At 42.7% G+C, this 14,453-nt stretch carries 14 protein-coding genes; 4 read left to right on the forward strand and 10 right to left on the reverse strand.

Translation table 11 applies throughout. The annotated features are described in order from the left end of the window. Nucleotides 1–62: 62 nt before the first annotated feature. Entirely contained in the window at nucleotides 63–941 is an 879-nt protein-coding gene (locus tag JKM87_RS14625; RefSeq protein ID WP_202081116.1) for an SDR family oxidoreductase, read from the forward strand. 130 nt (nucleotides 942–1,071) lie between these two features. Here JKM87_RS14625 and JKM87_RS14630 read toward each other — a convergent pair whose 3' ends face one another. The 5 genes from JKM87_RS14630 to JKM87_RS14650 form a co-directional block, all read right to left on the reverse strand. After that, entirely contained in the window at nucleotides 1,072–1,467 is a 396-nt protein-coding gene (locus JKM87_RS14630; RefSeq protein ID WP_202081117.1) for an ectoine synthase, read from the reverse strand. Nucleotides 1,468–1,546: 79 nt separating this feature from the next. After that, complete coding sequence (gene ectB / locus JKM87_RS14635) at nucleotides 1,547–2,836, reverse strand: diaminobutyrate--2-oxoglutarate transaminase (RefSeq protein WP_202081118.1); 1,290 nt, start codon at nucleotides 2,834–2,836, stop codon at nucleotides 1,547–1,549. A gap of 201 nt (nucleotides 2,837–3,037) precedes the next feature. Beyond that, nucleotides 3,038–3,553 (reverse strand): diaminobutyrate acetyltransferase, encoded by a 516-nt coding sequence (ectA, locus tag JKM87_RS14640; protein ID WP_202081119.1) that lies wholly within the window; start codon nucleotides 3,551–3,553, stop codon nucleotides 3,038–3,040. A gap of 577 nt (nucleotides 3,554–4,130) precedes the next feature. Further along, nucleotides 4,131–4,763 carry a restriction endonuclease gene (locus JKM87_RS14645; RefSeq protein WP_202081120.1) on the reverse strand — a complete coding sequence of 211 codons (633 nt, stop codon included), beginning with the start codon at nucleotides 4,761–4,763 and terminating at the stop codon, nucleotides 4,131–4,133. A 56-nt stretch (nucleotides 4,764–4,819) separates the two neighbouring features. Then, nucleotides 4,820–4,969: a hypothetical protein gene (locus JKM87_RS14650; RefSeq protein ID WP_202081121.1), complete on the reverse strand. Its 150-nt coding sequence runs from the start codon at nucleotides 4,967–4,969 to the stop codon at nucleotides 4,820–4,822. A 384-nt stretch (nucleotides 4,970–5,353) separates the two neighbouring features. Between JKM87_RS14650 and JKM87_RS14655 the strand changes: the two genes are divergently transcribed. Then, nucleotides 5,354–7,804 carry a M14 family metallopeptidase gene (locus JKM87_RS14655; protein WP_202081122.1) on the forward strand — a complete coding sequence of 817 codons (2,451 nt, stop codon included), beginning with the start codon at nucleotides 5,354–5,356 and terminating at the stop codon, nucleotides 7,802–7,804. Between the two features lie 146 nt (nucleotides 7,805–7,950). On the opposite strand, the gene yidC is transcribed toward JKM87_RS14655, so the two are convergent. Next, nucleotides 7,951–8,703, reverse strand: coding sequence for a membrane protein insertase YidC (gene yidC / locus JKM87_RS14660; protein WP_202081123.1), 753 nt, complete (start codon nucleotides 8,701–8,703; stop codon nucleotides 7,951–7,953). Between the two features lie 130 nt (nucleotides 8,704–8,833). Between yidC and JKM87_RS14665 the strand changes: the two genes are divergently transcribed. Together JKM87_RS14665 and JKM87_RS14670 are read left to right on the forward strand one after the other, a co-directional pair. After that, on the forward strand, nucleotides 8,834–9,457 hold the full coding sequence (locus tag JKM87_RS14665; RefSeq protein WP_202081124.1) for a LysE family translocator: 624 nt from the start codon (nucleotides 8,834–8,836) through the stop codon (nucleotides 9,455–9,457). Between the two features lie 49 nt (nucleotides 9,458–9,506). Continuing rightward, nucleotides 9,507–9,839, forward strand: coding sequence for a hypothetical protein (locus JKM87_RS14670; RefSeq protein WP_202081125.1), 333 nt, complete (start codon nucleotides 9,507–9,509; stop codon nucleotides 9,837–9,839). Between the two features lie 80 nt (nucleotides 9,840–9,919). Here JKM87_RS14670 and JKM87_RS14675 read toward each other — a convergent pair whose 3' ends face one another. The 4 genes from JKM87_RS14675 to JKM87_RS14690 all read right to left on the reverse strand — a co-directional run bounded on the left by JKM87_RS14675 (nucleotide 9,920) and on the right by JKM87_RS14690 (nucleotide 14,453). Next, the gene (locus tag JKM87_RS14675; RefSeq protein WP_202081126.1) at nucleotides 9,920–12,109 is read right to left on the reverse strand and encodes a GDYXXLXY domain-containing protein; all 2,190 of its coding nucleotides are present in this window, start codon (nucleotides 12,107–12,109) and stop codon (nucleotides 9,920–9,922) included. Between the two features lie 189 nt (nucleotides 12,110–12,298). Further along, a complete protein-coding gene (locus JKM87_RS14680; protein WP_202081127.1) occupies nucleotides 12,299–12,949 on the reverse strand; it encodes a cob(I)yrinic acid a,c-diamide adenosyltransferase in 651 nt (216 codons plus the stop codon). Further along, entirely contained in the window at nucleotides 12,949–13,710 is a 762-nt protein-coding gene (gene cobA / locus JKM87_RS14685; protein ID WP_202081128.1) for a uroporphyrinogen-III C-methyltransferase, read from the reverse strand. Before cobA ends, JKM87_RS14680 begins: the two co-directional genes overlap by 1 nt. A 92-nt stretch (nucleotides 13,711–13,802) precedes the next feature. Beyond that, on the reverse strand, nucleotides 13,803–14,453 hold the full coding sequence (locus JKM87_RS14690; RefSeq protein ID WP_202081129.1) for a precorrin-2 dehydrogenase/sirohydrochlorin ferrochelatase family protein: 651 nt from the start codon (nucleotides 14,451–14,453) through the stop codon (nucleotides 13,803–13,805).

Below are 14,453 nucleotides of genomic sequence, written 5' to 3' on the forward strand. Positions count from 1 at the left end.
TATTATGAATGTTCAAACTTAATTAATGCAATGCTAGTGATCCTATATATCCTTACTATAGTATGACGACTCAATGTCAAGCACAGCCTCAGACATTTCCACCTCAACACCAACCTCGACAACCAGGTATTGAATCGTTAATGTACCCTAGACCGATCGTTGAAGATCCGGAGTATCAAGGTAGCGGAAAGCTGGAGGGTAAGGTCGCCATTATAACGGGAGGTGATAGTGGGATAGGAGCTGCGACGGCTATTGCTTTCGCCAAAGAAGGTGCCGATCTTGTGATTGCTTATTATGACGAGTATGAAAATGAAGATGCCTATCGTACCAAACAACGGGTTGAAGCGCTTGGTCAACAGTGCCTCCTTGTCCCGGGTGACCTACGTTACCCTACTCAATGTCAATATGTTGTCGATCTCACGCTAGAGCAATTTGGTCAGTTAAACATTCTGATTAATAACCACGCTGTTCAGTTTCCTCAAGCAAGTCTTTTAGATATATCCAATGAACAATGGGATGTCACATTTCAAACGAACATTGACGCTTTCTTTTACTTAACGAAAGCGGCATTGCCACATCTCAAAAAGGGGGATGCCATCATTAATACAGCTTCTGTCGTTACTTATGAGGGTCATGAACAGCTTATTGATTATACAGCCACAAAAGGTGCTATTATAGGGTTTACTAGAGCTTTATCTCAAAATGTCGTGCAGCAAGACATCAGAGTCAATGCCGTGGCACCTGGTCCGATATGGACACCACTCATTCCTTCAAGTTTTTCCGCAGCAGATGTTAGTACGTTTGGATTAAATGTACCGATGAAGCGAGCAGGCCAGCCGTTTGAGCTCGCCCCTGCATACGTATATTTAGCATCGAACGATTCGCGCTACGTGACGGGGCAGGTCATTCATGTCAACGGCGGGCAGATGGTCTCGTCATAGTATGTATGAAAAAAGCTTGTAGACCATGTACCCCTAAGGTACTATACGTCTACAAGCTCCTATACCTATATGATTAGTTAATCGTACCTATTAAACTTAATGTTAGCCTGTTGGCGTTATAAAAACTTCATTATTCGTCATCATCTTCGATGAGTGGATACACACCATTCTCATCGTGGTGTTCTTTACCCGTCACTGGTGGGTTGAACACACATACCATACGCATATCTTCCTCTGCACGTAGCAAATGCTTATCATGTTTGTCTAAAGCGTAAACTGTGCCCGCTTCAATCGGATAGACTTTGCCGTCTTCCGTTGTTTCTACTTCCCCTTTACCTTCGATACAGTAAACAGCTTCTAGATGGTTTTTATACCAGATGAATGTTTCTGTACCTGCTCGGATAATTGTATCATGGAGAGAGAAACCCATCCCGTCTTTTCTTAGTAAAAGTCTGCGACTTCTCCAGTTTTCACTATTGATATCATGTTCGCTTCCATTGACTTCACTTAATTTTACAATTTTCATGTCTTTTCACCTCATCGTTAGTTGTCATTTAAATAGGCTCATGTTTGCCACGTTTAGAACAAATGGTTTTCTCTAATTACTACTGTTTGCGAGAGACGACTGCTTGAACGCTATCGCGAAGGATATTAATCCCTTTATCTAGTCCTTCATCATCAATGATGAGTGGAATAAGAAGCTTCACAACTTCATCTTTTGGGCCAGATGTCTCCATGATTAATCCTCGTTGGAAGGCTTCGGCACATACTTCTTCTGCAATGCCATCAGCACCACAAGCAATCCCTTGCATGAATCCTCGTCCGCGTGTTTTGCCCTTCAATTGAGGGAATTCCTGAACGATCGTTTCTAAAGCCGTTTTGATCTTCTCACTTTTACGTTGAACGTCTTTAGAGAACACATCATCCTCCCAGTATGAGAGTGCCTCAGTTGCAGTGACAAAAGCGAGGTTGTTGCCACGGAATGTACCGTTATGTTCACCAGGGGTGAAAACATCATATTCAGGTCTCATTAGCGTAAGAGCTAATGGCAGACCGTACCCCCCGATGGATTTAGATAGACATATAATGTCCGGATTCAACCCTGCTGGCTCGAAGCTAAAGAATGTACCCGTACGGCCACACCCAGCTTGAATGTCGTCGACGATCAGTAGGATATCCCAACGACGGCATACTTCTTCGATGCGCTTCATCCATTCGAAATCAGCAGCATTAATTCCACCTTCTCCTTGTACGGTTTCCATAATAACAGCTGCAGGTAGATCTACCCCACTACCGCTGTCTTCTAGAAAACGTTCTAGATACTGCACGGTATCGCCTTGATCTAAATACTTATCAAATGGCATTGTGACGCTATGAGAAAGCGGAATTCCTGCTCCAGCTCTTTTGGTGGCGTTACCTGTAACGGCTAGAGAACCCACTGTCATACCATGGAAAGCATTTGTAAAGCTAATGATGTTCTGTCTTCCTGTCACTTTACGTGCAATCTTCAATGCACTTTCTACCGCATTAGTACCAGTTGGCCCTGGGAACATCACTTTATGGTCCATGTGACGTGGCGCTAAGATGACATCATGAAACTTCTGTAAGAAGTCTTTCTTAGCTTCCGTGGCCATATCTAGGCTGTGCGTGATATTATCCTCTTGGATGTACTCGATCAGTTTCTCCTTAAATCGAGGGTTGTTATGTCCGTAATTGAGTGCACCAGCACCCGCAAAGAAATCAATGTACTCTGTTCCTTCGGTATTCCAAATTTTATAACCCTTCGCTTTGGTGAAAATGGTAGGAAAGCTTCTGCAATAGCTTCTCACTGCAGACTCATATTGTTCAAAAACCTTCATTTCAGTTGATTGTTTGTCTAACACTGTCGTATCCATAGAGAGTTGTGCATACCTCCTAAGTATAATTTACACCCCGTTGTATGGGTATCTGAAAAAAGTGAACCTTGTTAATGTCTGAAATATTCGTCATTCTTTTTATACATAAACGTTACTTTTTTCTATGACATATAATCGTGCTGTTATCTTCACTAACTTTCGTTGTCGCAATGATACACTTCACTATTCAAGGATCCTATCCTAAAAAGGACCAATGCGATTGAGCATTTCTTTCTCATGTTGTTCGTCTGAATTCGGGAAAGCATCCTCTGGGAACAATTCGGTTACTTGGCAATGTGTATCCAAGTCACGTGCGAATTTGCGGAATAAAGAGAATGAGGGTCGATTCGATGGGGATATGGTCGCCTCAAGGAATTGTACATCATTGCAGGATTCCATTTTTATCAGCTCTTGAAGGAGCTTAGAGCCCAAACCTTCTCCTCTCATAGAGCTATCAACAGCTACTTGCCAAACAAATATGGTGTCGGGTTTTTCTGGTGGGATAAAAGCAGTTACAAAACCAACAATTTCACTGTCATTTTCTGCAATCACACAGGTGTTCTTAAAGTATTCACACATCATCAGATAACTATAGGAGGAATTGACATCTAACACCCCTGTCCTGCGCACTAAATCCCACAATTTAGCGCCGTCCTCCATAACTGGTTCTCTAAATTGAACCTTCGTTTTCCTCTCCGATTCTGCTACTATACCCATTACGAAAAATTCACCACCGACTTATTTTTTATCAAACACACATCGTACGTACCCTCTCCGTGTCATACTTAAACCTGTTTCAGTTGGACCAAGCTTGCGTACGTGTGCTTTGCGATTCCCATAATATAAATAACGCTAAGGGATGTCAAAATGGTTTGATGTACATAAACTATGATTAAATCGGCTCTCATACGCATGAGTCACCTGTGACCGTCATTTGTTAGTGATTGTTAGTGTAAAGTATCATTTCCTAGTATATATCATTCTAAAGTTAAGGATGTTGGACCATTTTAACGCATTTGGAACGTGTGAGTTATGCCATTACCTTTTAGTGGGAATAAATCTATCTAAGGCATGTTTTTGGACATTTCAATTATCTAAATTCGTTAAATTTCTTGACAAATCTGATTTAAGGTATTAGTTGGTTAAAGCGACACTCATAACCTTTCGCATTCGTTTGAGCATCATAAAACAAATTAAAGCTTAATAAAATCAAAAACCCCTTGCCACTCTGTTTTCACATTTAGTGACAAGGGAGCTATTGTTCTTTGTCATCCAATTCTAGGAATGTCCTTTCTCAAAGCGCTTCTTTTTCCGGTACCTCTACTGTATATCCCTTCTTAATCACCGGGTTCATATCTTTATACCCCACCCAGGGCTCGGAGATGACATAAGGTTCAGACTCTAGTATTTTTCGCGCTCTAAACCGATTACCTTTTTTCAACTCTTCTATTAATGTATGTAAATCGTTCCTATTGATCAACAACACACCGTTGACGGCTGCTAGTTTTTCACTCGTCTTAGTGAAGGTTGACGTGGTGAGAACGATCGCTTTCTTCGCTTGGTAATACTTCATGGAGGTATATATCTCCTGAATGGCACTAATGCCGACAAGATTATCAGGTGCTTGCCGTTTGGCTTGAATGACGTTTCTCACTCCTTTTGAATCTGTGAAAATGAGATCAGCACCAAAATCCCTACTTTCAGCTGTCAAATTGACATCGGAATAACCGAGTTCATTTAGTAGTACGTAAAGGTACAATTCAAATTGGCGTCCATCTAGCTGATCAAGCCGCTTAATGTTTAATTTATACGGGTTAAACGTATAACGTTTCTTGTTTCTACGCTCTTCTCGTTTGGCGAATAAGTAAATGAATATAATGACGAGTATAATGACGGTAAGTGTCACGATTAAATCATAACTGTGCATGGTACTCCCCCTAAAAATCCCTTTAAAAATATAAAGCGTGATATATGTCACCTTGCTTATTGCTTACGGTACGCTCTTCTCTCCGCATATAACACACACTTTTCACACACATGTATGATTTTATCATCATCATTAAGATATTGGCGTGGGTGTGACGTCCGCTTTTTACAAAACGCGCAGCGCTTGCCAAATATAAAACCTAACATATCTTCCCTCCTCATCCCAGCTTCTATTTAAATGATTCGACACCATTCTTCCACATCCGTGTATTGATCTCCTTCTTTTTATAGTCATAAAGACTCATCTGTTGACATTGATATAATCACCACTATCATATCCATCGCATTACATTTGTGTTCTATATGGGTATAAGAACTTACACGATGATGAGACTTATGACCTACAACCGAACTGTATGAGGTCGAAAACTTTTCTATCATCGACATCAAGAGCTGACATTATTTTCTATTCATACAAGATAGAATAAATGTAGTCTCGATCAAATAGATTCGCAACATGATCACCATGCATCTCTAAATAATCTCTTATCGATTGAGACTAAAAAACGACGCTTGAAGGAGTGACTTGTATTGACTCACACGTTCCACCAGCGGCTTAGAATTTGGATCAGTCTCTTGGGAGTCGTGGTACTTCTACTATCTACTATGGGTGTCCCTCCAACGACTGCAACCGATGAACCTGCTATAAATCCTGAGAACCACTTTTTGGACAACGCACCTCAAAGCACCACCATGGTTCGTTTAGAGCTGCCTGATCATGATGCGCTCAACCAGCTGTTAGACATGGGCATCGATTTGGCTGAGCATTTACACGAACATGAAGGCGAGGGCTACGAAGTTGACGCAATCGTCACTGAGGCTGAACGAGAGGAGCTAGAAGACTTAGGGTGGGTGTCAGATACTATATACTCACAACAGGCTTGGGAGGATAACCTTGCTACCCGAGAACAACAGATAGCAGAAAATGAGGAGATCCTTTCCACCGAAGACGACATCAACATTCTTAGAGCTGACTACTTTACAAATCATAGTGGCACCTTCCTCTATGTTGAAGCCAAATCAAGCGCCGGTTCAGTGTCTCAAGTGCTCCTTACAGCTCACTGGACAGAAGGTGATGAAGAACACAACGTCACACTCAATCGTAAGGTGGACGCAGGAGAGTATATGTATCATACCATGCTGGTCCCCGTCGTTGAGGTTCCAGAAACTGTACGTGTCGAAAGTAGCTTAGGCGCCGAAGCGGAAGAACAAGTGAGTGAGTGGCTTGGTGCAGGTGAACCGGACGAGCCATCTAAACATTATGTCTCAGATTTCATTGATCATTACATGACACCGACAGAACTGACAGAACGCATTGAAAGTCTAGCTGAGGAATTTCCATCTTTAGCAGAAGTGGTCACCCTCCCCCACCAATCTAACGGGTATCGGAGACATGCCCAAGCATTATTTGGTACAGAACCAGCTAATGCCTTTACGCTGACTTCATTACTTTGGGGACACGAAGGAGGCAATGACATCACCGTCGAGGTGAACCATAATCGGGAAGCAGGACAATCTTTGTTCATCGAAGTTGAGGATGAGCAACACATCATCGTTACGCTTGAAACGGATGACAACGGAGAAATCGTCACAACAGCCCATGATCTCGTAGAAGCCCTCAACCTTGAAGCCAATGATCTCGTGACTGCTTCTTTATATCGGCAACAAGACGGAAAAGGTATCGTCGTTCCACAGGAGAGAAGCCTTAGTGACAACCTTAACGCATCGGAAGAGATTTCACGTGAACCTTTTGATATCAAAATGCTGCGCATTGGACGGGACCGTGATGGGTCCAAACCTGGCGTTTTCGCTTATGCCCAAGAGCACGCCAGAGAATGGGTCACACCATTGGTGACCATCGAAGCGGCAGAGCGCTTACTTCGTAACTATGCTCACGATCCCGATACGCGAAAGCTCGTTGATCACTTAGATATCTTCTTAATACCATCTGTCAACCCAGACGGGTCACATTACAGCTTTTACGATTATACCTGGCAACGTAAGAATATGACAAACTATTGTGACGAAGCGTTGTCAGACCCCACGTTGCGTGACACCTGGGGCGTTGACCTTAATCGTAACCACGAGGTAGGTTCCATCTATAACGGCTACACTGGTGCGTCAACAAATTGCACAAGCGCTGTTTATGCAGGACCAGACTATAACTCTGAACCGGAAGCACGAAATTTGATCTGGGTTGCGGAACAATTTCCTCACATTTCTTTTGCCATGAATATTCATAGCTACGGCGGTTACTTTATGTGGCCACCAGGCGCCTACAAAGCTGAAGGCAGAGAAACGTTAGAGCGTCCAACAGCAGGTCAAGAAGCGTTTTTCTGGGCAGCTTCCGAACATATTCTCTCATCGATACAGGAACATAGAGGTACCGTCATCTTACCGGGACGCACGGGGCCTATTCCAGACGTATTATACTCCGCTGCAGGGAACTCAGCTGACACTTTATGGTATAACCATGACATTTATGCTTGGAATTTTGAAGTGGGCGCCGACCTATACGATGAAGAGGCAGAACGTTGGCGTCCTGTTGGTTTTCAACCGCCGTTTGAAGAAGGTCATGAGGAAGCAATGGAATTTGCGAACGGACTGATCTCACTATTTGAGGTCGCCTACAACTACGGAAAAGACAATCAACCGCCTAAATCTAGTATCACACCTGGCAAAGGAACGTACGACGATGAGGTAGAAGTCACATTTGAAACGAGTGAACCTGCTACCATCTATTATACGTTAGATGGAAGTCGGCCAACTTTTGACTCGGAGAAATTATCCGTGAGCGGTTTACGCGAAGGACAAGAAACACTGACGATCACTGACACAACGACCATTCAATGGTTTGCCGTTGACGCCAGTGGCAATATTGAAAGAAACTACGACCCGTACGGAAACGGTCAGAACTTTCATTCAGAAACCATTACAATTATCAATACGAAAAACGCCACGATGCCATTTTATCTTTATTAACGCCGCTAAAAAGACAATTAAAAAACATACTTAGATAAGCTAAAAACACCTCCCCATTCTTACGAATGGAGGAGGTGTTTTGATTTGAGCGGTAGATAGCTTAATAGACAAAAGATTGATAAATATCATAGTATAGTTGCCGGTTGTTATTGTTTCGCTTCTACCATAACATTTTCTTCTTGCTTATACGCTTTGGTGACCAGTGTATAAGCCATCATAAATAGATTACCCACAACCCAGTATAATGATAGTGCTGAAGGAAAGAACCAAGCGAACACCGTTACGGATATAGGTAAGGCAACTAATAAAAACTGTAAGATTAAGTGATCCGTTGATCCAGCAATTTTTTGTTGGAGAAAAGTAGTAAACCCTGCCAACAATGCAAAGCCCCAGAAAGGTTCTCCTAATTCGACCCCGAAAAACTGATGGCCTGGAATCATGTCATGGCGCCTGATGGCATGAAGCAGGGCAATAATGATCGGCATCTGGATGAACAACGGTAAACATCCCACGGCGGGGTTGACTTTATGTCTTTCAAACAGCTTCATCGTTTCCTCGTGCGCAACCTCTTCGTCTTCATACTTTTGACGTATCTCTTCTATCTCAGGTTTGAGTGCCTGCATCTTTTGTGACCCACTTCTTTGTTTAATCGTAAGCGGTAAAATAACGAAACGGATCACAATAGTCAGAATAACAATCGCCCAACCATAGCGGTCATGCGCCTCTTCCCCTGTTGGATTCATGGTCTGAGCGATGTATTCAAGCGACCATGCCAGTGGATAGACAAAGAAGCGATCCCACATTCCACCGTCCGCTTTTATGGGTTGATCGAGATTACATCCCGTTAAAACGAATAAAAATATGAATAATAAAAATAAGCCTAAATATTTCCGATTCAAGTCGCGTTGCCCCCTTGCTCAGACATGGTATCATTTAGATATGAATATTTTATCACAAATGTTGGAAAGATGGACGTTGGTTTTACAAAACTGAACTAGAAGTCCTATATTTTTTACAGGAGGAGTATACATGGACCTGAACAGTATTCTATCATTTTTAGGTGTTGCGATATTACTCACCGTCATGCCCGGTCCAGACATTTTGTTTGTGATGGCCCAGAGCATGTCCCAAAACAGTAAGGCAGGTATAACAACGGCGTTAGGTTTGTGTACTGGCCTCGTCGTCCACATTACAGCAGCCACTGTTGGTATTTCTGCTTTGATCTATCAATCTGCTATCGCCTTTGCTATTGTCAAATATGCTGGGGCTGCCTATCTCCTATTCTTAGCTTGGCAAGCATTCCACGAAAAAGAAACAGACGTGTCATTTGAACAGCAAGAACCCAAGATGAGCAATAAGCTATTTCGAAAAGGCGTGCTCATGAATCTACTCAACCCAAAAGTGTCTTTATTCTTCCTTGCCCTTCTTCCTCAATTCGTGCATCATGAAACAGGGTATGTTCCTGTACAAATGTTGCTATTAGGCTTACTTTTCTTAGTGCAAGCTTTTATTGTATTTTCTCTCGTCAGCATTTTTTCATATAAGGTCAAAGCCTTATTATTGAACAAGCCTGTCATCATGGGTCGTATTAATATTGTCAAAGGCGTGTTGCTGGCGATGATCGGGTTACAAATCGCATTGAGCGAAAAATAATGTTTCGTACATTTAACAAACAGAGACAACAACTAGAGGGTGTGATACGTTGAAGGACATAAAAAAAATCCTATTCTATGCTTTACTTGGATTAATGGCCGTTGGCTTTGTCTTCGGCACAGGGTTCCAAGGTCAGCGCGTTGAATCTCATGATGAACTAGCACATGCTTTTCCCATGAAGACGGGGTTCCCGTTTAAATTTGCAGAATTGCGTTACCCACATATTGATCCGCCCTTGCCATGGACTTACAGTGGTAACTGTTGTTCATTCTACATGACATCTTGGATTCATTTTTGGTTGTCTGTTGCCGTTGTATTTATATTTCTCCTTGTGATAACGAAGATAACAATGACCTTAATAAGAAAATCTGAGCAATCTTAACACAAAAAAGGATGGCCCTGACCATCCTTTTTTATAAACTGAAGGCCAAAATGCTACTAATCACAACACCTAAACGTTCCTCACTTAAGCCCTCGTAATATAGCGTTCCCGTTCTCTGATACCCGTACAATTGCCGCTCGTTTTCGTTCTGCTTCAGCTCCTGCCCCCTCAGGTACAAAGTACGTTTCGATACCATACGTGAAGCGGTCAGCTCCCTGGTATCGTCCAGTTATCCATACATCACCCGTTTGTGGCGTATATGATCGGTTAACCATCCCTTTATGGCGATAAATATTCGCGTAAGTGTAAAAACCTTGTTCATCCTCTCTTAGTAAGAGTTGTACCTTATCTTTTACACGTATATTTTCGTTCCTGACATCAATGTTAGATATGTCGTAGTTTAAGATAACATAATCGCCTTGCAAAAGGCTCCTCGGATCTATGGGTGCTAAGGCTAATGTAATCTCTTCTCCTCGTCTATAATCATATACATTAACGGCGATGCTCATTGATAAAATAACAAATTGTAAAATGACCAATGCTCCTATAAGTATCTTCTGTATGGTTACCTTGCGCCACAGCTTACCGGGGCGTCCATCGGTTACATCACCATCGTTTTCGTCCTGTAACGGTGAGTACACGAGATATGATAGAAACGGATGCCTTTGATCGCTTTTCCTATCTAGGTGGCGTAACTGTGCTTCGCCTAACTGTCGATCCAACCACAGACCAACCGCCAAAAAGAGGATGGACAAAACCAATAAAGCGATAGACTTGTGTAGTAATAGCCACAACCAATCATAGTATTTCACCCCAAGGAAAAACACCCAGAACCCTAGTGAAAACCAGAATAACAACGTCTGATGCGTTTTGTTATAAAAATAGACGAGGGCTGTAAATATAATAAAATAGCCAGCGTCAATGACGATATACCATTCAGGATGTGAATGCATCAGTGCTGCCAGCATAGCAACACCAAAGAAAAAGAAAGATAACCCCTTCAATCTATATGCTTTTAGACGTTCCCCCCGACCAAGAAGGTACGCGACACAATTAAATGCAGCGAGACATAATTGTGCCGTGAGTTCATGTATGCCCATTACTTCGATTAACATGGCATAAAATGCGATATTAATAAATAAATAAACGAGTATCCGAGCATAAATGGATGGGCTGAGAACCCAACACACACCGTAGATTAAGAGTACAAGTGGTCCTAACACAGATCCTGATATGACGAATGGAATCAAACTAACGACTAAGCCCGCAAATAAAAACGTGTATCCCACCATTGGAGGTATTCTGCTGAAAGACAGAACGGCAAGCACACACATACATAAGCCTAAAATGATGTAAATGAGCCACTCGGTGATATCGAGTATCATATAGAAAAAGCCAATCACACTAAGCAGTAATATGACGGTTCCTACGACAGAAGAAACGACAACGAATCCTCGTTTCCACAGTGACGAATGGATACGCTTAAACACCCATACACTGAACACGAGAAAGACAATCAAGCTTATGATGACAAAATAAACCAGGTCTCCATGAAAGTAGCGAACAATCCATTCTATAAGCCGGAAGAAAACATACACGGACAATAAAATGGTCCAAATGATGAACATAGGGTTATGATGTCTCCTTTTAAGGAGGTACCCTTGCCATAATAGGTAACCTATAAAAAATGCGTTCAACACATATATCCAACTGCTTGTGAAATGGACGGTTGACGTGCTCCAAATGAGCATCAGGATACCCACAATAAAACTGACATATTGTAAAACTTTATGACGAACGAGGGCGTAACAGAGTAAGTTTAAAAGGCCGAGCGCAGAGAAAATGAAAATCCGCTGTACATCGTCCCAGTAATAGGTATAAGCGCTTGGAAAGAAATAAAAGTAGTAACTGAGATGAAAAAGGACATAGGATAACAAAAGATAAAAGGGATGTTTGCTTACCCAAGCAAATCCAAGCGACGGGATCAGCCATAATAAAAATAAGATATAACTGTCTGCATGTGAATTATAAATTTGACCGACGAGTGCTAGACTAGCCCCAAATGCCAACGAACCCGCCATGAATAACCAAGCCGCCAACTGTTTGTGCCTATTGAAACTGACATTAAAAATCGTACTCAGGACATAGATGAAGGCTAAAAGGGAGACAGAGAAACCTAACTTTTCTATCCTTGCGAACCCCTGCCAGTTAGCGGCTATAAAATAGATGGCCGACGCTAGTAATAATCCAATGGATAATATGTAACTCATGCGGGAGGCGTGTATCATATCATGTATCAGTGTCCTTTCTTGTTCAATTATTTCATCATGCTTCACTAACATATTACGCTACCACATGCTTCTCTATCACATGTTTCTCTACCACATTTTTCTCAACAGCAACTTTCGTCATCAGAACTTATCGGACATACCTGTTTTCAATACTACTATTTTAACTTTTTAATACTCAAGGCCAAGGATGGCGTTTACCCCTTCATTATAATAGTGCTTTTCTAAGGACATCACCGTGACCAAATCCGCTTGGTCTAATAGCGCGGATTGAGCGTTACGACCGGTCACAACGACGTCCATACTCCGTGGTCTCGTACGTATCGTGTCCAATACATCCTGAAAGGGCAGGACATCAGCTATAGGAAAACGGTTAATAGCCAAAGCGTTGTTTAACTCGTCTAAGATCACGAGGTTATACTCCCCTGATTTGATGATATCCTTAGCAAATGTCCACGCTTCACGGAGTGCTTCACGGTGAACATCAGGCGTTTTGGTCCACGTGAATCCTGCGCCCTTTTGGTACATATCAATACCGATTTTCTGGAACATGAGATGTTCTCCATACGTCCGCTGTGGAGACTTAATAAATTGTATGACCACCACACGTTTGCCTCTCCCTGTTGCTCGTAGCGCTAGTCCCAAGGCGGCTGTCGTTTTTCCCTTACCGTCTCCAGTATAAACGAGTAACTTCCCTTTTTCATTCCGCTGCTGATGACTGATCTTGTTCTGGTGATTGGTCTTGTGCTGAGTGTCCGACTTGGAAGGCTCTTCTACCTCTTGATCTTTCCATTGAGCGTTCTCTATATGTTTAGGTTCCATTATAACATCACAGCCTTTTCAAACCATTGTATTTTCTCACGTAGCCGAACGACTTCACCGACTAAAACGATGGCAGGATGCGTGATTTGATTCCGCTTCACTGCCTCTTCAATCGTAGCTAAATCTGCTATCACAGTCCTCTGGTCCGGCGTCGTCCCCCACTGTATAACAGCCACTGGCGTCTCTTCTGACTTGCCATGGTCTATCAGTTTATGGCAAATATGCGCAAGATTACCAACGCCCATGTAAAACGCAATGGTGTCACTCCCTTTTGCTAAAGCCTCCCAGTTCAATTCATCCTGGTCCTTATCCTCTCTACCATGCGCGGTCACGATCGTAAAAGAAGAGGCGTGGTCACGGTGCGTGACGGGTATTCCCGCGTAAGCAGGGGCTGCAATACCTGCTGTAATGCCAGGCACAATATCGTAAGGGATATCATGGGCAGCTAATATTTCTGCTTCCTCCCCAACACGACCAAAGACACAAGGATCGCCGCCTTTTAAACGAACGACAACCTTGCCTTGTTGACTCTTCTCTATCATCAGCTGATGAATGTGTTCTTGAATCAGCGCATGCTTTCCTGGTTCTTTGCCACAATAGATAAACTCGGTATCCTCACTGGCATACTCTAGTAATGATGTGTTGATGAGACGGTCGTATAGAATGACCTCTGCTTTTTTGATACATTCCATACCATAAACAGTAATTAATTTTGGATCTCCTGGCCCTGCACCTACAAGATAGACTTTTCCATTTTTCATTTGTTTCCCTCCACTCAACCAGTCTTGGTCTAACTTTTCTCTGCTCTACAACTCTAGTTATCTACAGATCGCTCTTAATTTACCCTACTAAACTACCGGACATCGGTACCTGCACTATGCGTGATAAGCGCTAGAAAACGTGCTTCTCTTTCTTCGTACGCTTTTTCTTTTGTTAATCTTAGATACTCATCGTCAAGTAATGCTTTTAATATCGCCTCTCTCACCCTCTGATCAGTGACCTGCTCCTGCACTCTTTTTCTGGACTCATATAAAAAATCGAGGTAGTCTTCATAAGACGCATCATATCTTTCGGATAACGCTTGTTTGATTTGTCTTGCTAGTCCTGGGCTGGCACCTGAAGTCGAGACAGACAAACGTAACCTACCCCTCTCCAACGTAGAGGGGACTGTGAACGTACTCTTTGCTTGGTTGTCCACGCAGCATACAAATTGATCAGCTTGCGTTGCGCGCACCACGTGCTTATTCACGTTGGCATCATCCGTCGCCGCAAACACTAATGTCGCCCCTCGAACATCCTCCGGTTCAAACGTTTTTGGCTTCCAAGCTAATCTTCCCTCGTCTACCCATGTCTGCATATTAGGGGTGATCCTAGGACTTACAACGGTCAAATAAGCCTCCGCATTTAATAGCTTATTGATCTTTCTCTCTGCCACCGAACCGCCACCGATCACAACCACTCGCTTCCCACTCAAATACAACGTCACCGGATAACCATCAGACAA

Source organism: Caldalkalibacillus salinus, assembly GCF_016745835.1.
Taxonomy (GTDB): Bacteria; Bacillota; Bacilli; order Caldalkalibacillales; family JCM-10596; genus Caldalkalibacillus_A; species Caldalkalibacillus_A salinus.

Bases quoted from the DNA above. Each gene is read 5' to 3' on its own strand.
- JKM87_RS14680 (WP_202081127.1), bottom strand. From the start codon at position 12,949: ATGGAACCTAAACATATAGAGAACGCTCAATGGAAAGATCAAGAGGTA.
- cobA (WP_202081128.1), bottom strand. From the start codon at position 13,710: ATGAAAAATGGAAAAGTCTATCTTGTAGGTGCAGGGCCAGGAGATCCA.
- JKM87_RS14650 (WP_202081121.1), bottom strand. From the start codon at position 4,969: ATGTTAGGTTTTATATTTGGCAAGCGCTGCGCGTTTTGTAAAAAGCGG.
- JKM87_RS14645 (WP_202081120.1), bottom strand. From the start codon at position 4,763: ATGCACAGTTATGATTTAATCGTGACACTTACCGTCATTATACTCGTC.
- ectB (WP_202081118.1), bottom strand. From the start codon at position 2,836: ATGGATACGACAGTGTTAGACAAACAATCAACTGAAATGAAGGTTTTT.
- JKM87_RS14675 (WP_202081126.1), bottom strand. From the start codon at position 12,109: ATGAGTTACATATTATCCATTGGATTATTACTAGCGTCGGCCATCTAT.
- JKM87_RS14630 (WP_202081117.1), bottom strand. From the start codon at position 1,467: ATGAAAATTGTAAAATTAAGTGAAGTCAATGGAAGCGAACATGATATC.
- JKM87_RS14665 (WP_202081124.1), top strand. From the start codon at position 8,834: ATGGACCTGAACAGTATTCTATCATTTTTAGGTGTTGCGATATTACTC.
- ectA (WP_202081119.1), bottom strand. From the start codon at position 3,553: ATGGGTATAGTAGCAGAATCGGAGAGGAAAACGAAGGTTCAATTTAGA.
- JKM87_RS14625 (WP_202081116.1), top strand. From the start codon at position 63: ATGACGACTCAATGTCAAGCACAGCCTCAGACATTTCCACCTCAACAC.